30 protein-coding genes, 2 tRNA genes, 1 other RNA gene and 2 pseudogenes are annotated in these 24,598 nt (G+C 70.5%); 19 read left to right on the top strand and 16 right to left on the bottom strand.

The window, feature by feature from the left end; all coding sequences use genetic code 11:
* Positions 1 to 33: 33 nt before the first annotated feature.
* From ABZ857_RS13045 to upp, 5 genes are all read right to left on the bottom strand, one after another.
* Entirely contained in the window at positions 34 to 1,359 is a 1,326-nt protein-coding gene (locus ABZ857_RS13045; RefSeq protein WP_357042109.1) for a helix-turn-helix transcriptional regulator, read from the bottom strand.
* Positions 1,360 to 1,496: 137 nt separating this feature from the next.
* Positions 1,497 to 2,027, bottom strand: a complete 531-nt coding sequence (locus ABZ857_RS13040; RefSeq protein WP_079314254.1) for a PH domain-containing protein — start codon at positions 2,025 to 2,027, stop codon at positions 1,497 to 1,499.
* Positions 2,024 to 2,200: a hypothetical protein gene (locus tag ABZ857_RS13035; protein WP_179155058.1), complete on the bottom strand. Its 177-nt coding sequence runs from the start codon at positions 2,198 to 2,200 to the stop codon at positions 2,024 to 2,026. Before ABZ857_RS13035 ends, ABZ857_RS13040 begins: the two co-directional genes overlap by 4 nt.
* A gap of 71 nt (positions 2,201 to 2,271) precedes the next feature.
* Entirely contained in the window at positions 2,272 to 2,490 is a 219-nt protein-coding gene (locus tag ABZ857_RS13030; RefSeq protein WP_079314255.1) for a hypothetical protein, read from the bottom strand.
* Positions 2,491 to 2,649: 159 nt separating this feature from the next.
* Positions 2,650 to 3,288: a uracil phosphoribosyltransferase gene (upp, locus tag ABZ857_RS13025; protein ID WP_357042104.1), complete on the bottom strand. Its 639-nt coding sequence runs from the start codon at positions 3,286 to 3,288 to the stop codon at positions 2,650 to 2,652.
* Between the two features lie 138 nt (positions 3,289 to 3,426).
* Between upp and ABZ857_RS13020 the strand changes: the two genes are divergently transcribed.
* From ABZ857_RS13020 to ABZ857_RS13005, 4 genes are all read left to right on the top strand, one after another.
* Positions 3,427 to 3,915, top strand: a complete 489-nt coding sequence (locus tag ABZ857_RS13020; RefSeq protein WP_030508646.1) for a tRNA adenosine deaminase-associated protein — start codon at positions 3,427 to 3,429, stop codon at positions 3,913 to 3,915.
* Positions 3,916 to 3,930: 15 nt separating this feature from the next.
* Positions 3,931 to 4,413 (top strand): tRNA adenosine deaminase-associated protein, encoded by a 483-nt coding sequence (locus tag ABZ857_RS13015; protein WP_357042101.1) that lies wholly within the window; start codon positions 3,931 to 3,933, stop codon positions 4,411 to 4,413.
* Positions 4,414 to 4,433: 20 nt separating this feature from the next.
* The gene (locus tag ABZ857_RS13010) at positions 4,434 to 4,949 is read left to right on the top strand and encodes a nucleoside deaminase (protein WP_357042551.1); all 516 of its coding nucleotides are present in this window, start codon (positions 4,434 to 4,436) and stop codon (positions 4,947 to 4,949) included.
* A gap of 61 nt (positions 4,950 to 5,010) precedes the next feature.
* Positions 5,011 to 5,095: transfer RNA gene (locus tag ABZ857_RS13005), tRNA-Ser, on the top strand.
* A gap of 75 nt (positions 5,096 to 5,170) precedes the next feature.
* Here the strand turns inward: ABZ857_RS13005 and ABZ857_RS13000 are convergent.
* The 4 genes from ABZ857_RS13000 to ABZ857_RS12985 all read right to left on the bottom strand — a co-directional run bounded on the left by ABZ857_RS13000 (position 5,171) and on the right by ABZ857_RS12985 (position 9,057).
* On the bottom strand, positions 5,171 to 6,373 hold the full coding sequence (locus tag ABZ857_RS13000) for a tetratricopeptide repeat protein (protein WP_357042098.1): 1,203 nt from the start codon (positions 6,371 to 6,373) through the stop codon (positions 5,171 to 5,173).
* Positions 6,367 to 7,752, bottom strand: coding sequence for an ATP-binding protein (locus ABZ857_RS12995; protein ID WP_357042095.1), 1,386 nt, complete (start codon positions 7,750 to 7,752; stop codon positions 6,367 to 6,369). Before ABZ857_RS12995 ends, ABZ857_RS13000 begins: the two co-directional genes overlap by 7 nt.
* Positions 7,753 to 7,842: 90 nt before the next feature.
* Positions 7,843 to 8,139, bottom strand: a complete 297-nt coding sequence (locus ABZ857_RS12990; protein WP_079320148.1) for a type II toxin-antitoxin system VapB family antitoxin — start codon at positions 8,137 to 8,139, stop codon at positions 7,843 to 7,845.
* Positions 8,140 to 8,196: 57 nt separating this feature from the next.
* On the bottom strand, positions 8,197 to 9,057 hold the full coding sequence (locus ABZ857_RS12985; RefSeq protein ID WP_357042090.1) for a neutral zinc metallopeptidase: 861 nt from the start codon (positions 9,055 to 9,057) through the stop codon (positions 8,197 to 8,199).
* 135 nt (positions 9,058 to 9,192) lie between these two features.
* Between ABZ857_RS12985 and ABZ857_RS12980 the strand changes: the two genes are divergently transcribed.
* The gene (locus tag ABZ857_RS12980; RefSeq protein ID WP_357042087.1) at positions 9,193 to 10,731 is read left to right on the top strand and encodes a phospholipid carrier-dependent glycosyltransferase; all 1,539 of its coding nucleotides are present in this window, start codon (positions 9,193 to 9,195) and stop codon (positions 10,729 to 10,731) included.
* A 1-nt stretch (position 10,732) separates the two neighbouring features.
* Here the strand turns inward: ABZ857_RS12980 and ABZ857_RS12975 are convergent, their stop codons facing one another.
* The gene (locus tag ABZ857_RS12975; protein ID WP_357042084.1) at positions 10,733 to 11,581 is read right to left on the bottom strand and encodes a LysR family transcriptional regulator; all 849 of its coding nucleotides are present in this window, start codon (positions 11,579 to 11,581) and stop codon (positions 10,733 to 10,735) included.
* A gap of 104 nt (positions 11,582 to 11,685) precedes the next feature.
* Between ABZ857_RS12975 and ABZ857_RS12970 the strand changes: the two genes are divergently transcribed.
* Complete coding sequence (locus ABZ857_RS12970; RefSeq protein WP_357042082.1) at positions 11,686 to 12,411, top strand: SDR family oxidoreductase; 726 nt, start codon at positions 11,686 to 11,688, stop codon at positions 12,409 to 12,411.
* Between the two features lie 21 nt (positions 12,412 to 12,432).
* On the opposite strand, the gene ABZ857_RS12965 is transcribed toward ABZ857_RS12970, so the two are convergent.
* Complete coding sequence (locus tag ABZ857_RS12965) at positions 12,433 to 13,089, bottom strand: CatB-related O-acetyltransferase (protein WP_357042079.1); 657 nt, start codon at positions 13,087 to 13,089, stop codon at positions 12,433 to 12,435.
* A 29-nt stretch (positions 13,090 to 13,118) separates the two neighbouring features.
* The gene (locus ABZ857_RS12960) at positions 13,119 to 13,499 is read right to left on the bottom strand and encodes a VOC family protein (RefSeq protein ID WP_357042076.1); all 381 of its coding nucleotides are present in this window, start codon (positions 13,497 to 13,499) and stop codon (positions 13,119 to 13,121) included.
* Between the two features lie 46 nt (positions 13,500 to 13,545).
* Here ABZ857_RS12960 and ABZ857_RS12955 point away from each other — a divergent pair.
* Positions 13,546 to 13,794, top strand: a pseudogene (locus ABZ857_RS12955) (HTH domain-containing protein); the annotation flags it as partial.
* A 512-nt stretch (positions 13,795 to 14,306) separates the two neighbouring features.
* Here the strand turns inward: ABZ857_RS12955 and ABZ857_RS12950 are convergent.
* From ABZ857_RS12950 to ABZ857_RS12940, 3 genes are all read right to left on the bottom strand, one after another.
* Entirely contained in the window at positions 14,307 to 15,320 is a 1,014-nt protein-coding gene (locus tag ABZ857_RS12950; protein WP_357042073.1) for a hypothetical protein, read from the bottom strand.
* Complete coding sequence (locus ABZ857_RS12945; RefSeq protein ID WP_357042070.1) at positions 15,317 to 15,673, bottom strand: PadR family transcriptional regulator; 357 nt, start codon at positions 15,671 to 15,673, stop codon at positions 15,317 to 15,319. The genes ABZ857_RS12950 and ABZ857_RS12945 overlap by 4 nt, the downstream gene beginning before the upstream one ends.
* A 200-nt stretch (positions 15,674 to 15,873) precedes the next feature.
* Positions 15,874 to 16,239: an HAD hydrolase-like protein gene (locus ABZ857_RS12940; protein ID WP_357042067.1), complete on the bottom strand. Its 366-nt coding sequence runs from the start codon at positions 16,237 to 16,239 to the stop codon at positions 15,874 to 15,876.
* A 212-nt stretch (positions 16,240 to 16,451) separates the two neighbouring features.
* On the opposite strand from ABZ857_RS12940, the gene ABZ857_RS12935 reads away from it, so the two are divergent.
* The 7 genes and pseudogenes from ABZ857_RS12935 (at position 16,452) to ABZ857_RS12905 (ending at position 20,357) form a co-directional block, all read left to right on the top strand.
* Entirely contained in the window at positions 16,452 to 17,117 is a 666-nt protein-coding gene (locus ABZ857_RS12935; RefSeq protein ID WP_357042064.1) for a hypothetical protein, read from the top strand.
* A gap of 184 nt (positions 17,118 to 17,301) precedes the next feature.
* Entirely contained in the window at positions 17,302 to 17,619 is a 318-nt protein-coding gene (locus tag ABZ857_RS12930) for a hypothetical protein (protein WP_357042061.1), read from the top strand.
* A gap of 37 nt (positions 17,620 to 17,656) precedes the next feature.
* Positions 17,657 to 17,740 (top strand): annotated as a pseudogene (locus ABZ857_RS12925) (hypothetical protein); the annotation flags it as partial.
* Positions 17,704 to 18,555, top strand: a complete 852-nt coding sequence (locus tag ABZ857_RS12920) for a bifunctional DNA primase/polymerase (protein WP_357042548.1) — start codon at positions 17,704 to 17,706, stop codon at positions 18,553 to 18,555. The pseudogene ABZ857_RS12925 and the gene ABZ857_RS12920, both read left to right, overlap by 37 nt.
* Positions 18,552 to 19,700 (top strand): AAA family ATPase, encoded by a 1,149-nt coding sequence (locus ABZ857_RS12915; RefSeq protein WP_357042058.1) that lies wholly within the window; start codon positions 18,552 to 18,554, stop codon positions 19,698 to 19,700. Before ABZ857_RS12920 ends, ABZ857_RS12915 begins: the two co-directional genes overlap by 4 nt.
* Positions 19,697 to 19,933 (top strand): helix-turn-helix domain-containing protein, encoded by a 237-nt coding sequence (locus tag ABZ857_RS12910; protein WP_357042055.1) that lies wholly within the window; start codon positions 19,697 to 19,699, stop codon positions 19,931 to 19,933. Before ABZ857_RS12915 ends, ABZ857_RS12910 begins: the two co-directional genes overlap by 4 nt.
* A gap of 274 nt (positions 19,934 to 20,207) precedes the next feature.
* Complete coding sequence (locus tag ABZ857_RS12905; protein ID WP_357042577.1) at positions 20,208 to 20,357, top strand: hypothetical protein; 150 nt, start codon at positions 20,208 to 20,210, stop codon at positions 20,355 to 20,357.
* Between the two features lie 81 nt (positions 20,358 to 20,438).
* Here the strand turns inward: ABZ857_RS12905 and ABZ857_RS12900 are convergent.
* Positions 20,439 to 20,524 (bottom strand) — tRNA-Ser (locus ABZ857_RS12900).
* Positions 20,525 to 20,611: 87 nt separating this feature from the next.
* Here ABZ857_RS12900 and ffs point away from each other — a divergent pair.
* The 5 genes from ffs (at position 20,612) to ABZ857_RS12875 (ending at position 24,578) form a co-directional block, all read left to right on the top strand.
* Positions 20,612 to 20,707: signal recognition particle sRNA small type (gene ffs / locus ABZ857_RS12895), an RNA gene on the top strand.
* Positions 20,708 to 20,749: 42 nt separating this feature from the next.
* A complete protein-coding gene (locus tag ABZ857_RS12890; RefSeq protein WP_357042052.1) occupies positions 20,750 to 22,915 on the top strand; it encodes a DNA polymerase III subunit gamma and tau in 2,166 nt (721 codons plus the stop codon).
* A 186-nt stretch (positions 22,916 to 23,101) separates the two neighbouring features.
* Positions 23,102 to 23,452 carry a YbaB/EbfC family nucleoid-associated protein gene (locus ABZ857_RS12885; RefSeq protein WP_079320096.1) on the top strand — a complete coding sequence of 117 codons (351 nt, stop codon included), beginning with the start codon at positions 23,102 to 23,104 and terminating at the stop codon, positions 23,450 to 23,452.
* 3 nt (positions 23,453 to 23,455) lie between these two features.
* A complete protein-coding gene (gene recR, locus ABZ857_RS12880; protein WP_357042049.1) occupies positions 23,456 to 24,055 on the top strand; it encodes a recombination mediator RecR in 600 nt (199 codons plus the stop codon).
* Positions 24,048 to 24,578, top strand: a complete 531-nt coding sequence (locus ABZ857_RS12875) for a DUF5063 domain-containing protein (RefSeq protein ID WP_346223673.1) — start codon at positions 24,048 to 24,050, stop codon at positions 24,576 to 24,578. The genes recR and ABZ857_RS12875 overlap by 8 nt, the downstream gene beginning before the upstream one ends.
* Positions 24,579 to 24,598 lie beyond the last annotated feature (20 nt).

Raw genomic sequence — 24,598 nt, 5'->3', positions numbered from 1 at the left:
GAGCCTCCAGAACAAGTCCGGAGCCCCAGGAGGCTATCGAGCGAGCACCGTCGAGGTGGTCATGGAGCCCGGTATGTTCACGCGGATTCCGACCGCTTCCAGGGCTCTACGATATGCCCCTGCCTGCCGGTCGAGGGCACCGGCCTGGCCCCACAGGTCGCCGAGCATGCGCCAGGCCCGGGCGGTCTCCCGGTCGGGCGCCTCGCCGTCCAGCAGGTCGTGCGCTCGGTCCAGCGCGGGCACCGGATCTTCGGACCGTGCCAACGCGACCTCGGCCAGGACCATGTTCGCGGTGGCCGCGGTGGTCCCCTTGGGGACCCCCAACAGATCCAGTGCCTGATCGGCGAGTTCGACTGCGGATTCCGCGTCTCCGGTCCGGAACCGTACGAAACTCAGCACCACGAGGCTCCGCGCGTGCTCCTGCCGTTCGGCCGGAAACTCCGCGAAGACGTCCGCCGCGGACCTCGCGAGATCGTTGGCTCGATCCAAATCCGCGCCTTCGGGATCCGCCGCGGTGATGCGAGCCCAGTGCATCGCGATGCGGGCGCGGCGTACGGCGATCCGGGCCGGGCGGCCCGCCGCGAGGGCGTCCTCGGCGAGCTGCACGGCCAGCGCCGAGTCCTCGCCTTCGGCCGCCGTGACGCTGGCCTGCCACAGTGCGAGGATCTCCGCGCTGCGGTCGCCCGCTCGCGCCGGGCCCGCGGTCGACAGCACCCGCTCGACGTACGGCAGGCCGGTCTCGGTTTCCACCAGCGCCAGCGCCAGCTCGACGGCCAGCTCGCCCTCGGTCACTCCGAGCCGGTCGATCTGGCCGAGCGCGTGGGCGCCGAGGTCCCGCGCCCGCAGCCGGTCGCCGGCCCGCTGGTAGCAGCGGCACAGCGCGACGGTCAGCGGCAGGTCGGCGAGGCGCTCGGGGTGCGCGGTGGCCTCGCGGCGCAGCCGCTCGTACGCCTCGACGGCCCGACCGACGCGGCCCTGGGCCTCCAGCGCCCGCGCCACACCGAGCCGCGCGTGGGCGGCCAGCATCGCGTTGTCCTCACCCGCCGCCTTGACGATCTCGCCGAAGCGGTCGGCCGCCACGGCGGGATCGCCGTGATACAGCTCGAGCTCGGCATGTCGGAGGCCGAGCTCGGTGTCGATGCGCTGCCGGGGTTCTATCCCGTGGAGCAGGAACTCGGTGGTGCAACCGAGCCGCTCGGCGAGCAGCCGGGCGACGACCGGAGTGGGTGTCCGCTTTCCGGACTCGATGAGGGAGACGTAACTGTCGGACAGGTCGGGTCCGGCCAACTGGGCCTGAGACATTCGCCTGCTCAACCGCAATCCGCGGACGCGGTCACCGATGGTTCCCTGACTCGGCATCTGATCTCTCAGGGCGGGGGAAGGGTCAATAGTGTCGCCATAATGGCACGAAGCGACCGAATCGTGTAACCCTCCGTCAAGAATCACGACGATGAAGGTTCGATCACGGCGTCTAGATAGCGGACGGGGGCCGCCGGTCAGTCGTCGTCCCCGTCCTTGCTGGGGAAGATCATCTGGCAGACCTCGAGGTACAAGGTCTCCGGATAGGGGATGTGGGGGACGGTACGCAGCGCCTGATCCTGGCCGGCCGACTCCATCACGAACTCGCCGTAGCCGAGCATGCGGCCGAGGAGCGAGCGCTGGAAGCTCATGTCGGTGACCTTGCTCAGGGGCATCATCGCGACCTTGCGCGTGATGAGGCCCGTGGTGAGAAGCATGCGCTGGGAGGTGACGACGAAGTAGTCGACCGACCACTCCGCGACCTTCCAGACGAATCGAACCAGCAGGAGGAGCCAGGCCCACCAGACGAGGGCGAGGGCCTGGCTCGCACCGTTGTCGCTCAGGAACTTGCTGAGGACTCCGGCGAGGATGAGCCCACCGAAGATCTCGGCGACCGGGCGCAGGAGCACGGCGGGATGGCGCCGGACCATGATGACTTGGTGTTCGTGGGGGAGGAGGTAACGGTTGACCGACGACGGGGCTGAGTCCCCGTGGGTCACAAGTCTCATGTCAGGGTGGCGAAGAACTGCGCCATCGAGTCGGCCGCGCTGACGATTCCGTTGAAGGCCCCGTGGACCGTGTGGGCCGCGTCAGTCGGTCTCGTGAGCAGGTAGAAGCCTGCCGACACGATGAGCGTCCACTTGATGACTTTCTTCGCTTGCACCGCCGTCACCACTCCCATGACCAATACATTACCCAGACGCCCCGTTTGGTAAAGCGGCTAACCGCGAACGGGTTCGATGATCGACGGCGTCAGCCCCGCTCCGCCGCGGCGGTCGCCAGGACCCGCAGGTGCTTGCGTGCGATGCGCTCGACCAGTGCGGGGTGCGCGTGTCCGGTGACCTCGATGGCGCCGTGGTGGGCGGCCTGAACGCACCGGGTCACCGTCGCGGGAGGATGCACCCCCGCGAACTCGTCCCTGAGCAGGGCCTCGAGCTGTTCGTAGTGCTCGCCGGCCGGATGCTGGATCATCGCTCTCCCTGGTGGCGCGCCGCTCGCGAGAGAGCGAGGTGACGTCGTCATCACACTGCGTACCCTATCGGGCGCGCAGTGTAACCAGAGGTGAGATACGGACGGACAACGCGGAAAGGAAGGGAAATCAGACCTCGGGGAAATCAGACCTCGGGGAAATCAGACGACGCCGTACAGGCGGTCACCGGCGTCTCCGAGTCCGGGCACGATGTAGCCGTTCTCGTTCAGCCGCTCGTCGAGGGCGGCCGTCACCACCCGGATCGGCCGGTCACCGCCCCGGAACGCCTCGTCCAGGTAGGCGAGGCCCTCGGGGGAGGCCAGCAGGCAGATCGCGGTGACGTCCCGGGCGCCGCGGTCGAACAGGAAGTGGATCGCCGCGGCGAGGGTGCCGCCCGTCGCGAGCATCGGGTCGAGCACGTAGCACTGGCGGCCGGACAGGTCCTCGGGCAGCCGGGTGGCGTAGGTCTGGGCCTTGAGCGTGGACTCGTCGCGGATCATCCCGAGGAAGCCCACCTCGGCGGTCGGCAGGAGCCGGGTCATCCCGTCGAGCATCCCCAGCCCGGCGCGCAGGATCGGCACCACGAGGGGCGCGGGGCGCGCCAGCCGTACGCCGTTGGCGGGGGCGAGCGGAGTGTCGACCGTCACGTCGGTGACCCGCACGTCCCTGGTGGCCTCGTAGGCGAGCAGCGTGACCAGCTCGTCGGCCAGGCGGCGGAACGTCGGCGAGTCGGTCCGCACGTCGCGGAGAGTGGTGAGCTTGTGGGCGACGAGCGGGTGGTCGACGACGAGGGTCTCCATGGGAGGAGAAGTTACCGTCTCCTGGGCAAACCCTCGACGTCGGCTGAGTCTTTGATCACGATTTGGAGTGAGCACGGTACGGTACGACTCCGATTCTGCGACCATTGCCTGCGTGAAGACCGTGCGGTGGGGAAGACGATGACAGACGTGGACACTCTTGACTTCGCCATCGTTGTCTATCGCGAGGAGGACCGCTGGGAGGCGGAGATGCTCCCGGTGGCGCTGACCTCCGACCTGGACGGCCTCATTCACGCCCTCCGCCAGACTCCCAGCATGGGGACCACGATTGGCATGGTCGCCGTAGGGGATGACTTCTTCGTGGCGTTACGGGTCTTCGGCGAGCAGGTGGACGTCTTCCTCTCGGACATCACGGCCGCCTGGGAGTGGCCGCTGGCGCAGCAGGTCCTCGAATACCTCGACGTGCCCGTGCCCGAGGAGGAGGAGCTCGACAGCGTGCTCCCCGCCGGAGACCTGTCCATCTTCGCCGACCTCGGGCTCGACGAGATGGAGCTGGGCGCGCTGTCCGGCGACCTCGACCTGCTGCCCGACGAGGTCCTGTCCAGCATCGCCGCGCGGCTGGGCTTCTCCCAGCCATTCGAACGCGCCGTCGACGCCGCCATCGGCTGACCTGGGGAGACGGCAATGCCCTCCAGATCGAACCTTTTCTCCGCCGGTTTCGCCCGCATCGACGGCCGCTGGGCCGGCGCCGAGGTCGACCTCGGCGAGGCCGAGATCGCCGACGACCTGAGCGACGCCCTGCAGGAGGCGCTCGGGCTCAGCGGCGACGAGCTCGCCCTGCTCTGCGTCGAGGTCGAGGACGAGTGGTTCGCGATCATCCGTTATGAGGACGACCTCGACCCCCGCGTGTTCATCTCCGACGCGCACTCCGTGCAGAACGACCCGCTCGGCGAGATCTTCGCCGAGCTGGCCGGCGTCGTGGTGGACAAGGACGCGCCCGACCTCGGCATCCGTCCGGTGGGCGACCTGGAGCTGCTCGGCGACTTCTCGCTGAGCGCGGAGGAGCTCGTGGAGCTCAGCATGGAGGAGGGCGTGCTGCCCGCCGACATCCTCTCCCTCATCGCCGAACGGCTCGGCTTCGCCGACGAGCTCGACCGCCTGCGGTGACCGGCTCGCCGCCGCCGGACATGTACGAGGCCGCCATGCGGCTGGCGCTGGCGGAGGCCGTACGGGCGGGCGGGCGCGGCGAGGTGCCGGTCGGCGCCGTCGTGCTCGGCCCGCCCCAATCGGGAGTGTCGCCGCCCGGAATGTCACGGCCCGGAGTGTCACGGCCGGGCTCGGTGGTGCCGGGAGAGGTGCTGGCGGCGGCGGGCAACGACCGCGAGGCCAGCGCCGACCCCACCGCTCACGCCGAGGTGCTCGCCCTGCGAGCGGCGGCGGCGGAGATCGGCGACTGGCGGCTGACGGGCTGCACTCTCGTCGTCACGCTGGAACCCTGCACGATGTGCGCCGGCGCCGCGGTCCTCGCCCGGGTGGACCGCGTGGTGTACGGCGCGGTGGACGAGAAGGCCGGGGCCGCCGGATCGCTGTGGGACGTCCTGCGGGACCGCAGGCTCAACCACCGGCCCGAGGTGGTCATGGGCGTGCTGGCCGACGAGTGCGCGGCCGTGCTGACCGAGTTCTTCTCGGGCCGTCGCGCCTGACCGGGCGGGCGGACGGAAACGGATGCGCGCGCAGTGGTGTTCGTCCGGTAAGCTGCTGCGCGGTGGAGTCGCCTAGTGGCCGAGGGCGCACGCCTCGAAAGCGTGTGTAGGGCAACCTACCGTGGGTTCAAATCCCACCTCCACCGCTCGAGGAATGAGCCGCCGATCCCGATCACATGGTTGATCAAACGGGTCGGCGGCTCTTTCGCGTCTGATGCCGGTCAGAGGGCGTTCGTCGTCCTGGTCCCGGCCAGCCGCCGCACGCCCGCGGCCACCCAGATGCCGGCCAGCCCGGCGTAGGCGGCGAGCAGCGCGGCAGCGGGGGAGGACAGGAGCACCGCCAGGGCGGCCGCCAGTCCCAGGAGGATCGCCCAGCCGTACAGGAGGGCGCGGCCGCGGGGCGCGCTGGTGTGCGCCGCCTCCTGCACGGGGGTGATCAACGTCATGACCGCCGCGCCGGCCACTCCCACCGCCTCCTGGGCGGCCGCCACGCCCGTGACGAGCAGCGCCGTGCCGGCGGCCAGCAGGCAGCAGCACACGAGGGCCACCCGCGCCTCCGCGCCCTCGAAGAGCAACCGGGTGGCCCTGGCGCGGGCCAGGCGCAGGGTGGTGACCGCCTCGGCGACCCAGGCCGCCCAGTGCAGGAGCGCGATGAGGACGAACAGGGCGATGACCGGAGGCATGACCGGCAGCAGGAACAGCATCCGCCACCCGCCGAAGAACGTGCCGCGCAGCCGCGCGAGCAGGCGGTAGACGGGGTTGCGCCGCTTGAGCGCCGCCACCAGGAGGTCCCTGGCCTGGTCGAACCCCGGAGACAGGCGGAGCACCTCGCGGAACGCGCGGGCGGCCTCGCCGGGTGAGCCGAAGGCGAGCTGCGCGCGCCCGTACGCCAGATGGGCCAGGGCGCTCTCGGGGGCCAGCCCCACGGCCCGCGCGGCGGCCTCCTTCGCCCCGGCGGCGTCGCCGAGCATGGTGAGGGCCACGGCGAGCAGGCCTGCCAGGTCGGCGTCCTCGGGCGCGAGGGCGAGCCCGTGGCGCGCCGCGTCGGCCGCCCGCGGCCAGTGCTCGACGTAGACGTGCACCCGGGCCAGCAGCTCCCAGGCCGGTGCGTGCTCGGGGGCGAGCTCCAGGCACGCCTGTGCGGCGTCGGCGGCCTCCCGTGGCCGCCCCGCCCCGTAGTACGCCTGACCGGCCACGTAGTGCGGGAACCAGTGGTCCGGCGCGAGCCGTACCGCTTCCACGGCCTCGCCGATCGCCTCGACCGGCCTCCGCTGCCCCGTCAGCGCGACCGCGAGGAAGGCGTGCCCGTCGACGTTCTGGGGGTCCTGGGCGAGCAGGCCGCGCAGCTCTCGCTCGGCCTCCTCCGGGCGGCGCAGCTCCAGCAGCGTCCGCGCCCGCTCGATCGGCGCCGCGGCGGTCACCATCTGCCCTTGCCGACCTTCTTGCCGTCGATCCAGGGCATCAGCTCGTCCCAGGCGCCGGAGTCGTTGGCGTGCAGGACGTAGTTGCGCGCCGTCCCCAGCCACTCCTTCACGGCCGTCGGCCTCGTCGCCTGGGCCACCGCGAGCAGGTCGTGGGTCGTCAGCGGGAGGGGACGGCCCGCGCTGATGGACTGGTGGAGCTTGGTCTCCACCGCGCGGTCGACCACGCCCTTGAGGTCGGCTCCCACGAACCCGTCCGTCACCTTCGCCACCGCGTCGAAGTCCATCTCGGCCAGCGGCTTGTCGCGGCACAGAATGCGCAGGATGGCGGCGCGGGCCGCGGCGTCCGGCGGAGGCACGAACACCATCTGGTCGAACCGCCCGGGACGCCGGAACGCCACGTCGATGTACCAGGGCGCGTTGGTTGCGGCCAGCACCAGGACGCCCTCGTTGGCGTCCTCGTCCACGCCGTCGAGCTCGGCGAGGAACTGGTTGACCAGCTGCCGGGTGTGCGCCTGCCGCATGTCGGAGCGGCGCGCCGCCAGCGCGTCGACCTCGTCGAAGAAGAGCACGCACGGCCGGTTGCGGCGGGCCATCTCGAACGTGGCCCGCAGGTTGCGCTCGCTGGAGCCGATGTACATGTCCAGGATGTCGGCCAGCCCGACGCTGACGAACGCCGCGCCGAGCTCGCCCGCCGCGGCCCTGGCCAGGTGGGTCTTGCCCGCGCCCGGAGGGCCGTACAGCAGCACTCCGCCGCCCGCGCGCTTGCCGAACGCGGCGAACAGCTCGGGCTGCTGGACGGGGAGCAGGAGCTTCATCCGCAACGCCTCCTTGACCGCCTCCATGCCGGCCACGTCGGCGAACGTGACGCGGGAGCGCGCGGCCTCGGGAGCGTCGGTGGCGTCGGTGGCGTCGGGGTGCGCTCCGGGCGAGTACGGCGTGCCGGAAGGAGCGGGCTGCGGCGGGTGGGGCGTGGCGGGTTGCGGCGCCAGCCGGGCGGCAAGGCCGGGGTCGGCCAGCGAGGGATCGCGGGCGACCGCGTCGTGGTAGCGGCGCGCCGCCCCGGCCACGTCGCCCTCGCCCAGCAGCGCTCTGGCGGCGAGCAACCCGACGCGCGGCGGGTGGCCGGGAGCCGTCAGGAGCGGTTCCAGCGCCGACAGCGCGGCACCGTAGGCGCTCTGCCGCACGAAGGCCTCCGCGAGACCTGCGACGACGTCCGGGTCCTGGGGCGACAGCACGAGGGCGGCGCGGAACTCGGCCTCGGCCTCGGCGAGGTAACCCTTGGTCAGAAGCTGCTCGGCGAGATGGCGCCGCAGGGGAAGGTTGTCCGGAGACAGCCGAGCCGCCTCGCGGAGAGCGTGGAGTCCGGCGTCGTCGAGCACTGCCCGGTTCCCTTCTGTCGAAGGCTGGTCAAGTCAAATGACCGTAAGGCTACCGAAGCAGTCAGACAGACGATCTCGCCTGGGGAGCGCCTAGTCCTGCAGCTCCAGCACGCGGGCGTGCAGCACCGAGCGCTGGTGGAGGGCGGCGCGCAGGGCGCGGTGCAGGCCGTCCTCCAGGTACAGCTCGCCCTTCCACTGCACCACGTGCGGGAACAGGTCGCCGTAGAAGGTCGAGTCCTTGGCGAGCAACGAGTGCAGGTCCAGCACCGCCTTCGTGGTGATCAGCGTGTCGAGCCGGACCTGCCGGGGCGGGATCTGCGCCCACTCGCGGGACGACAGTCCGTGTTCGGGGTAGGGCCGTCCGTCACCGACCAACTTGAAGATCACGGTACGTAGTCTAAAAGACGATGCAATCCTTTGGCATCGGAGGCTCCGCCAGGGGTCTCAGACGCTTCCGGAGAAGGTGTCGCAGCGTGCCGGGTCGCCCGACGAGTAGCCGTTCGTGAACCACTTCATCCGCTGGGCGGAGGTGCCGTGGGTGAACGCCTCCGGGTTGACCCTGCCCTGGGCCTGCTCCTGGATGTGGTCGTCGCCGACCGCCGCGGCGGCGTCGAGCGCCTCCTGGATGTCGGCATCCGTGAACGGCTTGGCGTAGAAGCCGGTGTCCACCGCGTTCTTGGCCCACACGCCCGCGTAGCAGTCGGCCTGGAGTTCGAGCCGCACCGAGCCGCTCTCCGCCCCCTGGTCCTGGCCGACCCTGTTCATCGTGCCGAGCAGGTCCTGCGCGTGGTGGCCGTACTCGTGGGCGATCACGTACGCCTGGGCGAACGGGCCGCCCTTGGCCCCGAACCGCGACTGCAGCTCGTCGAAGAACGACAGATCCAGGTAGACGTGCTTGTCGCGAGGGCAGTAGAAGGGGCCGACCGAGGAGTCCGCCGCGCCGCAGCCCGTCTGCACCCCGCCGGAGAACAGGGTGGTCTTCGCGCCGGTGTAGCCCTGGATCTGCTCGCTCCAGTACTTCTGGATGCTGTTGACGACGCCCACGACCCGGCACTTCTCCGACTGGTCGGCGTCGGCGCCGGTCTTGCACTGCGCGCTCAGGTCGCTGGTGGGCTGCAGGCCGGCGGGCTCGTCGCCGCCGCCCGTGATGTCGCCGGGGTTGACGCCGAAGATCAGGGCCACGATGAGGGCGATGATGCCGGCGGCTCCGCCGCCGATGGCCAGACCTCCGCCGCGGAACCCGCCTCCACCACCGACGTCCTCGACCTGTGAGGCGTCGAGTTGCGCTCGGTCATCGAAATCCATCTGCGACGCTCCCGATGGCGTTGCCGGTTGCTTGGCGGGGCTACTGCCCTGGATGGCGGTGATCATGCTTGACGGCCCGCCATGCCGGATCTGTCTTGGCCTGATCTTCGCGTTTTGCCGGGTTAGGATCATCGCGTGCCTCGGAGCGCGTTACCCCGGCTGGTGCCGCCGATGCCGGGCGGGCGGGGGTGGCTCGGCCCGATCGCCGTGGCCGCTTTCGGAGGGTTCCTCCGGTTCGATCGTCTCAATGCGCCGCACGCGTTCGTCTTCGACGAGCTCTACTACGCCAAGGACGCCTACTCGCTGATCACGTACGGCGTCGAGCGGCAGTTCGCCGACGGCGCGGAACAGGTCATCCTGCGTGGCGGCACGGACGTGTTCAAGACGTGCGGGACGGTCGAGGAGTGCGCCGCCTACGTCGTCCACCCCCCGCTCGGCAAATGGCTGATCGGCGCGGGAGAGTGGCTTTTCGGCCTCACGCCCTTCGGGTGGCGGTGCGTCGCCGCGCTCGCGGGCACGCTCAGCGTGCTGGTCCTGGCGCGGACCGCCCGGCGGATGACCCGCTCGACCCTCCTCGGCTGCCTCGCCGGTCTGCTGCTGGCCCTGGACGGCCTGCACCTCGTGCTGTCGCGCTCGGCGCTGCTCGACGTCTTCCTCACGTTCTGGGTGCTCGCGGGCTTCGCCTGCCTGGTCACGGACCGCGACGCGGCCCGCACCCGCCTGGCGGAGTGGTATCGCACCTCCGCGCTGGACGGGCCCGCCCCCCGGCTCGGTCCGCGGCCCTGGCGGCTGGCGGCCGGGCTGTGCCTGGGCGCGGCGACGGCGACCAAGTGGACCGGCCTGCTGTTCGTCGTGGCTTTCGGGATCATGACACTCGTCTGGGACTGCGGGGCCAGGCGCGCCGTCGGCCTGCGCCGGCCGTACCGGCAGGCGGCCCGCCTCGACTGGCCGCTGGGCCTCGCCTGGCTCGGCGCCGTACCGCCCGTCGTGTACGTCGTGTCGTTCGCCGGGTGGCTCGCCTCGGCAGGCGGGTGGGGCCGCAACTGGGACCGCGCGACCACGAACGGCTGGGCCTACTTCGTCTTCGACTCGCTACGCTCGCTGGTGGACTACCAGAGCCAGGTGTTCGGCTCCCACCAGGGGCTGAGCGCGCACCACGACTACCAGTCGGACCCCTGGGGATGGCCCCTGCTGCTGCGGCCGGTCCTGTTCTTCTACCAGTCGCCCCGCGGCACGTGCGGCGCACCCTCCTGCTCGCAGGCGATCCTCGGGACCGGTACCCCGGTGATCTGGTACGGCGGGCTGCTCGCGCTGCTCGCGATGGTGGTCTGGTATCCGGCGACCCGCGACTGGCGGGCGGGGGCCGTGCTGCTCGCCTACGCCGCGGGATGGCTGCCGTGGTTCTACTTCGCATTGGCCGACGACCGCACGATGTACCTGTTCTACGCGCTCCCGGCGGTGCCGTTCATGATCCTCGCGATCGTGCTGGCATGCGGGCTCGTCCTCGGGCCGCCGGGCGCGTCGGCCGCGCGGCGCTCCACGGGGGCGGCGGTGGCAGGCGCGTTCACGCTGCTGGCGCTGGTGAACTTCTGGTGGCTGTCGCCCGTGCTCACCGCCGTGCCCGTGCCGTACGACGTCTGGCTGAGCCGCATGCTGCTGCGCAGCTGGATCTGAACTAGAGCCGGGTCGCGACCCGGACCAGCCCCGCGAGCGCCCGGGACCGGCTGTGCGGCGGCCACGCGATCACCGTCGTCACCGACGGCGCGTCCAGCACCGGCACGGCGGCGAGGTCGCTCCGCAGATGGGCCCGGCACGACTCAGGCAGGACCGCCGAGGCCCGGCCGAGCGCGATCAACTGCAGTAGCTGCGCGTGGTCCCGGACCTGCGGACCTGGGCCGTCCGGGTACGTGCCGTCCCGGCCGGGCCAGCGCGGCATCGGCAGGCCGGGCAGCGCGGTGACGTCGGCCATCCGCAGGTGGGCCCGTGCGGTGAGAGGGTGCCCGGCCGGCAGGACCACGACCTGCCCCTCCGTGCACAGCTCCTCGACGTCGAACCCGGCCGTCGAGTCGAACGGCCGGTGCAGCAGCGCCACGTCGGCCCGCCCGTCGCGCAGCAGCCGCTCCTGCTCGCCGATCCCGCACAGGAGCACGTCGACGGCGACCGCGCCGGGCTCGGCGGCGTACGCGTCGAGCAGCTTCGGCAGCAGCTCGCCGGATGCTCCGGCCTTCGTGACGAGGACCAGGCCGGGCCGGCCGGTCGCGGCGAGGGCGGCGCGGCGGGTGCGGCGCTCGGCGGCCTCGACCGCGTCGAGGGCCGCCTGGCCCTCGCGCAGCAGCACCGCCCCGGCCTCGGTCAGGGTGACCGAGCGGCTCGTGCGTTCCAGCAGCGTCACCCCGAGCCGCCGTTCGAGCTGCCCGATCGCCCGCGACAGCGGCGGCTGCGCGATCCCGAGCCGTTGCGCGGCCCGCCCGAAGTGCAGCTCCTCTGCGACGGCGACGAAGTAGCGCAGCTCCCGCGTCTCCATGCCGCCACGGTACCCCGGGACGCCCGGATCGATACTCGGGAGGTATCGCCGCCCACCCAAACGGTGTTGGAAGTCCCGCCGTGGGTGCGGACAGGATGAAACGCATGAGCGAACGGACGATCGCGCTGGTCACCGGCGCGAACAAGGGGATCGGATACGAGATCGCCGCCGGCCTGGGCGCCCTCGGCTGGAGCGTCGGCGTCGGCGCCAGGGACGAGGAGCGCGGGGAAGCCGCGGTGGAGAAGCTGCGCGCGGCCGGCGTCGACGCGTTCGGCGTGCCGCTCGACGTGACCGACGACGCGAGCGTGGCCGCCGCCGCGGGGCTGATCGAGGAGCGCGCGGGACGCCTCGACGTGCTCGTCAACAACGCGGGGGTGACCGGGGGCATGCCGCAGACGCCCACGACGGTCGACCCCGCGACGATGCGGGCGGCCGTGGAGACCAACGTGATCGGCGTCATCCGCGTCACCAACGCGATGCTGCCGTTGCTGCGCCGCTCGGCGTCGCCGCGCATCGTGAACATGTCCAGCACCGTCGGCTCTCTCACCCGGCAGACCACTCCCGGCGCCGAAACCGGCCCGATCTCCGCCGCGTACGCGCCGTCGAAGACGTTCCTCAACGCCGTCACCGTGCAGTACGCCAAGGAGCTGCGCGACACGAACATCCTGATCAACGCCGGCTGTCCCGGTTTCTGCGCGACCGACCTCAACGGCTTCCGCGGCGTCCGCACCCCGGAGCAGGGCGCGGCGATCGCGATCCGGCTCGCGACCCTGCCCGACGACGGCCCGACCGGCGGGTTCTTCGACGACGCCGGGGTGGTGCCCTGGTGACACACGGCGTTCCGGGCGGCATCACAGGCGTCCGGCCTCGATGGCGACGGCCTCGATGTCGGCCGGGGAACCGGTCATGATTGTGCGTACGTGCTCGGTGACCAGTTCGACAGGCCAGTCCCACCAGGCCGCGCGCAGCAGCCTTTCGACGTCGGCGTCCTCGTAGCGGCGGCGGATGGCGCGCGCCGGGTTGCCACCGACGATCGTGTAGGGCGGCACGTCGGCGGTGACCACGGCGCCCGTGGCGATGATCGCCCCGTCGCCGATCGTCACACCCGGCATGACGGTGACGCCCCGGCCGAACCACACGTCGTTGCCGACCGCGGTGTCGCCCCGGCTGGGCATGGCCGTGACGATGTCGAGAGTGCGCTCGGCCCACACGCCTCCGAACATCGTGAAGGGAAAAGTGGAGACGCCCAAGGTGGGATGCTCGGCACCGGCCATCAGGAAGCGGGTGCCGGTGGCGATCGCGCAGTACTTGCCGATCACCAGGCGCTCCGGGCCGTACGCGTACAGCACGTTGCGCTGCTCGAACTCGCGGGCGGTCTCCGGGTCGTCGTAATAGGTGAAATCCCCGACCTCGATGCGCGGGTCGGTCACCAGGGGCTTGAGGAACACCACCCGTTCGTGCTGAGGCAGCGGGTGCAGCACCGACGGGTCGGGGATGGCGGATGTCATGTGGCTTGTCCTTCGACGACGGTGAGCGCTCAGACGAGGGTGGAGATGCAGAACGGGTGGCCCGCGGGGTCCAGCAGGACCCGCCACCGGTCCGGGTCCGGCTGGAAATCGGGCTTGACGGCCCCCAGGGCGAGCAGCCGGGCCTGTGCGGCGTCCAGGTCGTCGACGCCCAGTTCGATGTGGGCCTGCTTCTCCTGCGCGGGATCCGGCCAGGTGGGACGGCGGTAGTCGGCCAGCCGGTTGAACCCCAGCCCGGCCGCGCCCTCCTGGCCCAGCAGGACGAAGTCGTCGGTGGAGAAGACCACGGGCAGGCCGAGGGCCTCGCCGTAGAAGCGGGCCAGGTCGGCGGGGTCGGGGCAATCGAAGGTGACGGCGGAGTAGCGGAACGCGGGGGCGGAGGTGCTTTCCATGAAGGAGACGCTACGACGTGACCAGGACAGATCCGGTCCTGGTCGCATGGAACCCCGGCCCTCGTGGACCTGCGCCGAGCTGGCCCAGCGGACCGCGGTCACCGAGCGCACCGTGCGGCGGGACATCGCCAAGCTCCGGGAACTCGGCTATGCCGTCGAATCCGATCCCGGGCCATGGGATGGTTACCACCTGCGGGCCGGATCCCGGGTGCCGCCGCTGATCCTCGACGACGAGGAGGCGCTCGCCGTGGCCGTCGGGCTGCGCGAGGCGGCGCTGAGCGGCGCCGTCGGCGGAGATCAGGCCGCGCTGTCGGCGCCGTCGAGGTCGGCGGTCCCGACGCGGACGGGCTCGCCAGGTATCTCATCGGCCTGGCGACACCTCTGCGCGTCCTTTCACCGGAGCCCGTACGGCAGGCCCTGCTGCGCCTCATCCGGGAGCTCCACGAGGACAACGAGTGAGGCTCGGACCAGGAAAAGCCCGGACACACGAAAGGCCCGGCTGGATCGACCGGGCCCTACGTGTTCTTGCTGCTCAGCTCTGCTGCTCAACCATGCGCGGAGGATAGGAGATTCGAACTCCTGAGGGGTTGCCCCCAACACGCTTTCCAAGTCTGCGGATCTTCGTACGCAGCTGTCCGAAGCTGGCCTTGACCAGGGAGCCGGGCCCACGGTGTACGCCCGTGAACGTGGCCGTACGAGGGTGAACTGAGACCCAAACTGAGACCCGAGGAGAGGGCTGCAACATTCCCAAAAATGTTGCAGCTCTCTCCTCTCTAGTATTCCGGAAGACGACTTGACAAGGCAGAACTAAATCTGCGAGGGCTGGCCCTCGGTGTTCACTTGGTGAACCAGATGAGGAACAGGTATAGGAGTGAGGGGTATGGAGGTGTCGCCTTCTCTCAACCTCGCAAGCCGTAGTGCTGCAAGTTTGTCCTGCCCCGCGACTGGCTCGTAGACGTGGATAGCTTGGTCAATCTGTCCTTCCATCTCAAGGAGGCCGCCTAGCCAAAGGCGCGTCGCGAGGTCGATCTCCTTATAAGTTAGCTTCTGGGCAGCCCTCGCGCCCCTGGTTATAGCATTTAGTGTCCTGGGCTCCTGGCGCACAATCGGAAGTAGCGAAGACTCCATTTGCTTGCAAGCTATAGTCGCCTCGTCTTGCCCGTTGAGTAGTGTCACGCCGAGATCGATCGCTTCTTCTGTCCGATCCTTGGAGATCAGCAAGCGGACTAGCTCGGCACGGGCATATGTGCCACCGAATGTGAGGCTGGTGCGGTATACGTCGATGGCGGCGTCGATTTGGCCCGTGGCTTCTAGTAGTGCCCCTAGCCTTATCCAAGCGAGTGACCATCTTTTAGTGTAGTGCAGAACTTTGAGATGACTCATCGCCTCCGCTATTCTCCCTTGCCTTTCTAGCGCCCCGGCAAGAAGGAGGAGAGCTTCTTTTGATCCTAACCTTGCGGCGAGTCGCAGGAGGGGAATGTAGAGTTCAGGAGTGCGACTGACGAGCAGAGCGGCCTTCGTCAGTTGATCGCCTGCGATGATTGCCCCTCTGGTAATTAGGCGTCCGGTCTTGTGGCGGGCTGTGATAGAGAGTGCGCCTGTGTAGAACCAGACTCCCGTGCACAACTTGAATAGTTTTCCCGGACGTTCATCGATTACTGCAGACCATTCCTCTGCGCGGACCTCTGCCTTCTCAGAATCTGCGTATGCGCGTCTTGCGGCCCGCACGGTTAGTTTCTTTGCGAGCCATGGTGAGACTTCGCAGCCCTCATTGATCAGTAGTCCAGATAAGACGGCAAAAACAATCTCTGCGGTCGTCACCGGGCCTCACTCGTGCGGAAGAGAGCTAGTCCCGGCTTCGGTGTGAGGTGTGGGGTCTCCCATCCAGGGCGCCGTTCTGTCAAAAGTTTCTGCGCACCCGCGAAACCATCTGGAGTGAGGCGGTAGTACCGTCGTCGAGGTTTCCCATCCTCGCTCTCCTTTTCCTCCCACCGGCCGACGATCCACTCTGCCTGCTCTAGGCGATCAAGCACGCCATAGGTTGTGGGTCCAGTGCGTTTGGTGGTCTTCATGATCTCCCACCCATGCACTTCGCCGTTGCCTACCACGTACGCTGTGAGCAGTACCTCCAGGACGTCGAGCAGTGGGCCTGTCACTCTTGTCAGACCACTCATGCGGCTTATCTTATCTAGTTCAGATAAGAGTTGTGGCAGGTTCGCTCGAAGGAGGCCGTCGTCCTTCAGCACACCCTCAGAGCGCCCAGACGTCCGTCGAGGGACGCTGTGCAGACGGATGTCCCCGGCTAGCCCCCCTTGGTCGTGCGTGTTTTTCCAGCTCACCTGACGTCTGGGGACACGAGCGACAGTGGGGACATCTATAGGGCGGAGATTAGATCCGACATCCGAGTCACAACCACATCGGCCCCGACAGCGGGGAAGCGCTCGGCTTTGCCGGGTTTGTTGGCGTAGCCAACCGAGAGAACTGCGGCGGCCTTGGCCGCCTCGATATCGCTGAGAGAGTCGCCAACCAGCACTGTTCGCTCTGCTACTGCCGCCAGCTCCACCAGTGCCCGCCGTACAAGGTGCGGATGTGGCTTCATGAGCGTTGGGTCCGCGTCTGCGCGTGCCGAGATATAGCTGACCACCGGCAGGAGCCCATGAGCCGAGAGGAAGGCGCTGACAGCAGCAACGGAGTTGTTGCTACCCGACGACGAGCGGCAGGCCCGAGAGGCCGCCGCCAAGGCAATGTGCAGGCCGGGACCGGCGCGACGTCGGCGGGCGGGGCCTCGTCCAGCTCGATTTCGTAGGAGATGTCGCGGGCGGCGGTCCGCCGGGCGACCGACGCGGCACCCTCGGCGGGCTGGTCCGTGCTGGCCTGCCGGGCGCGGCGGCGCTCGTCCAGCGGGACGACCTGCCCGCCCGCCGTCTCCGGCTGGCCGGGCGCGTCGTCCGGGTGGTTGTCACCCTGCTGGTGTACCTGGTCAAGGTCGCCCCTGCCGCCGGAGTGATCGTGCTCGACGCCACGCAGAAGCCCGGCGGAGTCGGGACCGGCGACACCGCCACCGCCTTCACCAGCTTCCGCGACAACCACCAGGTCCGCATCGCCCTGCGCACCGGCTCATGGCAGGTTTCTGACCTCGTGCTGGGCTCCGGTGCCTACTCCGAAGGGTTCGACTCCTCCGCCCTGCTGCCCTCCTACAAGGGCGTTGGCCTGCTGCGCGGCGCCGGGGACGATACCCCGACCGTGCGGTTCTACCTGGCCGATGCCGAAGACGCCGAGAAGATCCTTCAGGTCGCCCGCAAGCTCCGTGAGCGCGCCGGCACTCTGTCCGGCTACGCCGGGCAGGCCGCCATCCGTGAGGTGCGCGACGTGCTGGCCGACGCGGCGAGCGTCTTCCAGGGTTCGGAGACTGGCCTTCCGTGGGCGCTGATCGCCGCCCGGCTGGCCGAGCGCATCCCCGAGCACTACGCCGACGTGACCCCGGATGCGATCTCCGCTCAGCTGCGCGCCCTGGGCGTGCCGAGCGTGGACATCAAGCGGGACGGCAAGGCGCTCAAGGGTGCCAAGAAGGCCGCCGTCACCGCCGCGATCAACCGCCGGGAAGCCACCACCGGATAGGCCCGGCATCCGCCCGGCGGACCCGCGAGAGGGGTTCGCCGGGTCGCGACTCACCCGCGACCGGTCGCGGCGGCGCGACCCGCCCCGCGACCGCCCACATCGCCTCTGACCAGCCCGGATATCCGCAGGTCGCGGGTAGCGGGCTCGGCTCACCACGCCTGAAAACCGCCTCTGGAGCCCTCCCATGACCCATCTGGCCGCGACCGCGACCACCCACCACGCGACCACCACCGCGACCCTCCCCGACACCCTGCCCGCCATGCCGGTGATCCTCGCCTGGCTCATCCTGGCCGCCCTCGTCTGGGCGCTCGGCTACGCCGCCGCATGCGCCGCCGCCCCCTTCGCCCGGCGCCGCCGCTGCGACGGACACGGCAAGACCATCAAGCCCAACGGGCGCGTCCGGCGCTGGTGCGGGCACTGCGACGCCACCGGCCTACGCCTGCGCTGGGGCCGCCGTCTCTTCAACTACCTGCGCCGCCTGTACCGGGACACCGCTCGATGAGGACCCTTCCGCCCCTGCCGCTGAACGGAGGCTCTCGATGACCGCCGATCGCACCCGCTACGCGCTGGCCGCCGCCGCCCGCGGCTGGCACGTCTTCCCGCTCACCCCGCGCGGCAAGGTTCCGCTCAAGGGCTGGCCGTGGAAGGAACACAACACCACCGCCCCGAGGCCATCCGCCGGTTGTGGGCACGCCAGCCGTACAACGTCGGCATTGCCACCGGCCCCTCCCGCCTCGTGGTGGTCGATCTCGACACGCCGAAGAACGGCGAGACATCGCCCCCGCCGTTCGACCTGCCCGGCGTCAACGACGGCGCCGACGTGCTGGCCGTGCTGTGCGAGCAAGCCGGACAGCCTTTGCCGTTCGACACCTTCACCGTCCGCACCGGACGCGGCGGCCTGCACCTGTACTTCACCGCCCCGACCGATGGGCCGGTCCTGGGCAACACCCAAGGCGCGCGTGGCGGGCTCGGCTGGCTGATCGACACCCGCGCATCCGGTGGCTACGTCGTCGGCCCCGGCAGCATCGTGGACCTGCCCGGCGGCACGGGAACCTACGAGGTCATCAACCCCTGCCCGGCCGCGCCCCTGCCCGGCTGGCTGGCCGAACGGCTCACCCCTGCGCCGCTGCCGCCACAGCGCCCGGTCACGGTGCCGCTGGTCGCCAGCGACCGGCGCGGTTCCTACCTTCGGGCCGCCGTGCTGGCCGAGCTTGAGCGGGTCACCAGCTCACCGCCCCACGGCCACAACATCGCGCTTTACCGGGCGTCCGTGGCGCTGGGCCAGCTCGTGGCCGGTGGCGAGCTGGCCGAGGCCGACGTGACCGCCTGGCTCACCGATGCCGCCCAGCAGGTCGGCCAGCCCTACGGCGAAGCGACCCGCACCATCGCGTCAGGGCTTCAGGCCGGTGCCCGCCGCCCGCGAACGGTCGCCGCATGAACGGCGAGCGTCCTGCCCACCTGCGCCTGGTCGCCGGTGATGCCGTCCACGTGCCCGGCGCCCCGCCTGGCACGTCCGCGCCGTTCCGCACCTCGTGGACCGCTGACGAGCTGATGGCCATGACCTTCCCCGAAACCCGGTGGGCTGTTCCCGGCGTCATCGCCGAAGGGCGCAACCTGCTTGCCGGGCCACCGAAGGTCGGCAAGTCCTGGCTGTCCCTGGCAACGGCCATCGCCGTAGCAGGCGGCGGGAAGGCGCTGGAGGCCATCCCGGTCGAGCCCGGGCCGGTGCTCTACCTCGCGCTGGAAGACACCCCGCGCCGTCTCCAGTCCCGCATGCGCAAGATCCTGAACAACAACCCCGCACCGCGTGACCTGACCCTGGCCACCTCGTGCCCGACACTCCCGCAGGGCGGGGAAGAGGCCATCGCCCGGTGGCTGGAGCGCAACCCCGGCGCGCGCATGGTCGTCATCGACGTGTTCGCCAAGGTACGCGGAACCACCGCGCCGGGCCTGTCAGCCTACGATGCGGACTACGCCGCGATGGGCCGCGCCAAGCGCCTCGCCGACAGCTACGGCGTGGCCGTGGTGCTTGTGCATCACGTCCGCAAGATGGGCTCTGACGACTTCCTGGCCGAGGTCTCCGGCACCAACGGCCTGGCCGCTGCCGCCGACGCCACGCTCGTGCTCAAACGCGCCCGAGGAACCGCGGACGGCATGCTGCACGTCACCGGGCGCGACGTGGAAGAAGCCGAGTACGCCATGAGCTTCCAGCCCGCCGCCGGCATCTGGCACCTCCTCGACGGCCTGCCCGAAGACCACACCCTGTCCGACACCCGCGCCGCCATCCTGCGGCACGTCCGCGCCAACCCCGGCGACACACCCAAGGCCATCGCAGACGCCATCGGGCTCGGCTACGACAACGTCAAGAAGACCTGCCAGCGCATGGCCAGCGACGGCCAGCTCTGCGTGGACGCCGCCGGGCGCTACCGGCTTCCGGGGACGAGCGTCCCCGCCGTCCCTGGTGTCCCCGGGCCCGGCATGACCAGCACCAACGCACGCGATCACGAGGGACACCCGACTCTGCCGGGCGTCCCCGCTGTCCCCCTGCCTGTCACCGCTGATGAGGAGAACGCCCTGTCATGACCACGACAGCGCCGGACAGGGTCCGGCTCGACTCGCACGAGGAGACGGCCGACACGCCCCTTCTCCTGACGGTGGAGGAAGCGGCGAGAAGGCTCCGAATCGGCTGTACCCGGATGTACGACCTCATGAGGAGCGGGACCGTCAGGGCCGTTTATGTCGGACGGCTCCGGCGCGTCCCCACCGAATGCCTTCAGGAGTACGTGACCAGGCTGATCACCGAGGGGGAGGGCTGAATGGGGGGCCGTAGGCCGAACGGTGCGTCAAGCATCTACCTGGGTAAAGACGGTTACTGGCACGGCCGCGTGTCCGTGGGCGTCAAGGACGACGGGCGCCCGGACCGCCGCCACGTCAAGGCCAAGACCGAAGCCGAGGTGATCCGGAAGGTCCGCGCACTTGAGAAGGAGCGGGACAGCGGCACAGTCCGCCAGCCGGGACAGCAGCGCTGGACGGTGGCGGCACACGGCCGCGACGGTGCTCCTGATCCTGGGAGTCCCGGAACGTACCGTCATGGCCATCATGGGCTGGTCGAGCACGGGTATGGCCCGCCGCTACCAGCACGTCACCGACACCATCCGGCACACCGTAGCGCAGCAGGTTGACGGGCTGCTGTGGGAGTCCACGGACGGCCCCGAGGAAGCCTCTCCAGAGGTCAACTGAGACCAAAACTGAGACCCTAGACGCGCGAAAGGCCCGGCTGGATGGACCGGGCCTTTCGCGTTCTTGCTGCTCAACCATGCGCGGAGGATAGGAGATTCGAACTCCTGAGGGGTTGCCCCCAACACGCTTTCCAAGCGTGCGCCCTAGGCCAACTAGGCGAATCCTCCGTCGGACAGCTTAGCTCACTTTCCGCTGTGGTTTCGACGTGTTGTCACAGCGGCCCGCGCACACCCGTCGAGTGGCTAGACTGTCCTGCGGACCCCTCGCGCGGCGTCATCCTGTGAACCTCCCCAGGGCCGGAAGGCAGCAAGGATAAGCGGGCTCTGGCGGGTGTGCGAGGGGTCTCTCAGTTAGCGGGTACGCCGGCCGGGTCGACCCTCCGAGGAGGCGGCATGAGTCTTGCGCTGTACCGCAAGTACAGGCCCGGGACATTCGCCGAGGTCAAGGGGCAGGAGCACGTCACCGACCCGTTGCGCCAGGCGTTGCGCAGCGGCCGGATCCACCACGCCTATCTCTTCAGCGGCCCGCGCGGCTGCGGCAAGACCTCCAGCGCCCGCATCCTCGCCCGGTCCCTCAACTGCGAGAAGGGCCCGACGCCCGACCCCTGCGGGGAGTGCGAGTCCTGCGTCGCGCTGGCCCCCACCGGGCCGGGCCACCTCGACGTCATCGAGATCGACGCCGCGTCGCACGGCGGCGTGGACGACGCCCGCGATCTGCGGGAGCGGGCCTTCTTCGCCCCCGTCTCCGCGCGCTACAAGATCTACATCATCGACGAGGCCCACATGGTCACCCGTGAGGGCTTCAACGCGCTGCTGAAGCTGGTGGAGGAGCCGCCGCCGCACCTCAAGTTCGTCTTCGCCACCACCGAGCCGGAGAAGGTCATCGGGACGATCAAGTCCCGCACCCACCACTACCCCTTCCGGCTGATGCCGCCCGCGACCCTGCGCCGGCTCATGGAGGAGATCCTCGACTCCGAGTCCGTGCCGTACGAGCCGGCCGCGTTACCGCTGGTCGTACGGGCGGGCGCGGGATCGGCCCGGGACACCCTGTCGATCCTCGACCAGCTTCTCGCGGGCGCCGACGAGTCCGGCATCACCTACCAGCGGGCGGTGTCCCTGCTCGGCTACACCGACGGCGACCTGCTGGACGAGGTGGTCGACGCGTTCGCCAAGCGGGACGGCGCCGCCGTGTTCCAGGCGGTGCACCGGGTGATCGAGGGTGGCCACGACCCCCGCCGCTTCGCCACGGACCTGCTCGAACGCTTCCGCGACCTGGTGATCCTCTCCAACGTCCCCGAGGCCGCGGGCAGCGGCCTGCTCGACCGGCCGGCCGACGAACTGGAGCGTCTCCAGGCGCAGGCGGCGTCCATGGGCCCGGCCGAGCTGACCCGGGCGGCCGAGGTGTTCAACGCCGGGCTGACCGAGATGCGCGGCGCGACCTCCCCCCGCCTGCTGCTGGAACTGATGTGCGCCCGCGTGCTGCTGCCCGGGGCCGACCAGGGCGAGGCCGCGCTGCTGACCCGGCTCGAGCGGCTGGAGCGCGGCGTCGCGGCCGGGACCCACACCGCCGCGCCGCAGGCTCCCACTGTTCCTCAGGCTCACGCAGTTCCCCAGCCCGCGCCCGCCGCTCCGGCCCCGCAGGTTCAGGCCCCGCAGGCTCAGGCCCCGCAGGTTCAGGCCGCCCCGGCGGCCGAGCGGAGCGCCGACGACTGGCCCACCCCCGTACGGCCCGGCTCGGGGGCGGCGCCGCCGCCCCCGCAGGCGCAGCAGGCACAGGCGCCCGCCGTGGGCGGGGGGCCGGTGCAGCAGGCCTGGCCGCAGGTGCTCGAAGCGATCAAGAACCGCCAGCGGGTGGCCTGGATGATCCTCAACGCCCAGGGCAGGCTGCTCGGCGTCGAGGGCAACGTCGTGACCGTCGGCTTCGAGAAGCCGGGCGACGTGCAGGGCTTCCTCAAGGGCAAGCGCGACGAGGTGGTGGCCGCCGCGCTCGGCGACGTGCTCGGCGGCACCTGGCGCGTCGAGGTCGTGGTCGGCGGCTCGGGCCCCGGCCCGGCCGGCCCCGCCACCCGCGGCCCGTCGGGCCCGCAGGCGCCCACGCCGCCTCCCACGCCCACGGCTCCGCCGGCCGCGCCCGCCGCGTCGGCTCCTCCTGCCATGCCGCCCGCGGGGGCCACGCCCGCCCCGGCCTCGGCCGCTCCCAAGGCCGCGCCCGCTCCGGAGCGGAAGGCCGCCGCGCCCGCGGTGTCGCCCGCCGGGACGACCGACGAGTCGTGGCCGGACGCGCCGTCCGACGACTACGACGCGCCGTCCCCGGCTCCGCGATCCACGCCGAGCCCGGGCCTGGCCGCGGCGCGCTCGGCGGCCCGGGCCGCTGCCCAGACCGGCCCCCGGCAGGCCTGGCCGGAGACGGTGCCCGGCCGTACGGGCGGGGCCTCCCGTCCGGACGACGACGTGGACCCGCTCAACGACGACGACGCGGACGTCAGCGAGCTTTCCGGGATGGCCCTGATCCAGCGTGAGCTGGGCGGCCGCATCATCGAGGAAATCGATCACTCCTGAGCGCCTTCCCCGCCCGAGGGACGGCCGCCGCATGGACGGAGACTGGTGGGGTAACCGGTGTCCGTCCACCCGCGACCGGCCGGAGACCCGCGCGGAACACGCACGCGCGCCGGTGCGGAAACCGGGGCGGACGCCGTAGGCTCGTCGCGACGAACATGTCGCTGGACGCTGAGGAGCGCAACCATCGTGAATCCAGGGGATGTCAACCTCCAGCAGTTGCTGGAGCAGGCTCAGCTGATGCAGCAGCAGCTCGTCACCGCGCAGCAGGAGCTCAGCGACGCCGAGGTCGAGGGCAGCGCCGGGGGCGGCCTGGTCGTCGCCACCGTGAACGGCAGCGGCGAGCTTCTCGAGCTCGAGATCAGCCCGCTGGCCATCGACGCGAGCGACCCGGAGGAGACCGCGCAGACGATCGCGGACCTCGTGCTCGCCGCCGTGCGGGACGCCGTACGCGCCGCAGGGGAGCTGCAGCAGGAGAAGCTGGGCCCGCTCGCGCAGGGACTCGGGGGCGGCCTCGGCGGCCAGCTGCCGGGGTTCTAGAGCATGTACGAAGGGGTCGTCCAGAACCTGATCGACGAGCTCGGGCTGCTGCCCGGCGTCGGTCCCAAGAGCGCGCAGCGGATCGCGTTCCATCTCCTCGCGGCCGACCCGGCCGACGTCAAGCGGCTCGCGCACGCGCTGCTCGAAGTGAAGGAGAAGGTGCGCTTCTGCCGCGTGTGCGGAAACGTGGCCGAGGAGGAGGAGTGCCGGATCTGCCGGGACCAGCGGCGTGATCCGCACGTCATCTGCGTGGTCGAGGAGTCGAAGGACGTGGTGGCGATCGAGCGGACCCGCGAGTTCCGCGGTCGCTACCACGTGCTCGGCGGGGCGATCAGCCCGATCGACGGCATCGGCCCGGACGACCTGAAGATTCGCGAGCTGATGACCCGGCTGGCCGACGGCCAGGTGACCGAGCTGATCCTCGCGACCGACCCGAACCTGGAGGGCGAGGCGACGGCCACCTATCTGGCCAGGCTCGTCAAGCCCCTGGGATTGAAAGTGACCCGACTGGCCAGCGGTCTGCCTGTGGGCGGTGATCTCGAGTACGCCGACGAGGTCACCTTGGGCCGCGCTTTCGAAGGACGGAGGCTGCTGGATGTCTGACGAGTGGAACGACCTGGCCGCACGCGTCGCCGGACACGCGCAGAACTTCATCGACGGCCTCACCCGCCTGGCGGGCGGTGAGGGCGGCGACGCGACGCTGCCGCTGCTCCTGGTGGAGGTGGCCCAGGTCAGCCTCGCGGGCACCCAGCTCGGGGCCGCCCAGGACGTGATCCTGCAGGGCAACGTCGAGCCCGCGCTGAGCGACGACCCCGACATCGACCCCCTTCGTACGGCTCTCGCCGCCCGGCTCGGCCCGGTGGACGACTACGCCGAGGTGTTCGACCCCTACAAGGACACCGTGGTCACCCCTTATCGGCTGTCGGACGACCTCACGGCGGTGGCGGCCGACCTCATCCACGGGCTGCGGCACTACCGGGCGGGCCGTCCGCTCGAGGCGCTGTGGTGGTGGCAGTACTCCTACTTCAACACCTGGGGCAATCACGCCGGCGCGGCCCTGCGGGCCCTGCAGGCGCTGGTCGCGCACACCCGGCTCGACGTGGTCGAGGAGGGCACGGCCGTCTGACCGTCCACATGCTGGTCGGT

This window comes from Microbispora sp. NPDC046933, assembly GCF_040644635.1.
Lineage (GTDB): Bacteria > Actinomycetota > Actinomycetes > Streptosporangiales > Streptosporangiaceae > Microbispora.
This window is presented reverse-complemented; position numbering and strand designations above follow the sequence as displayed.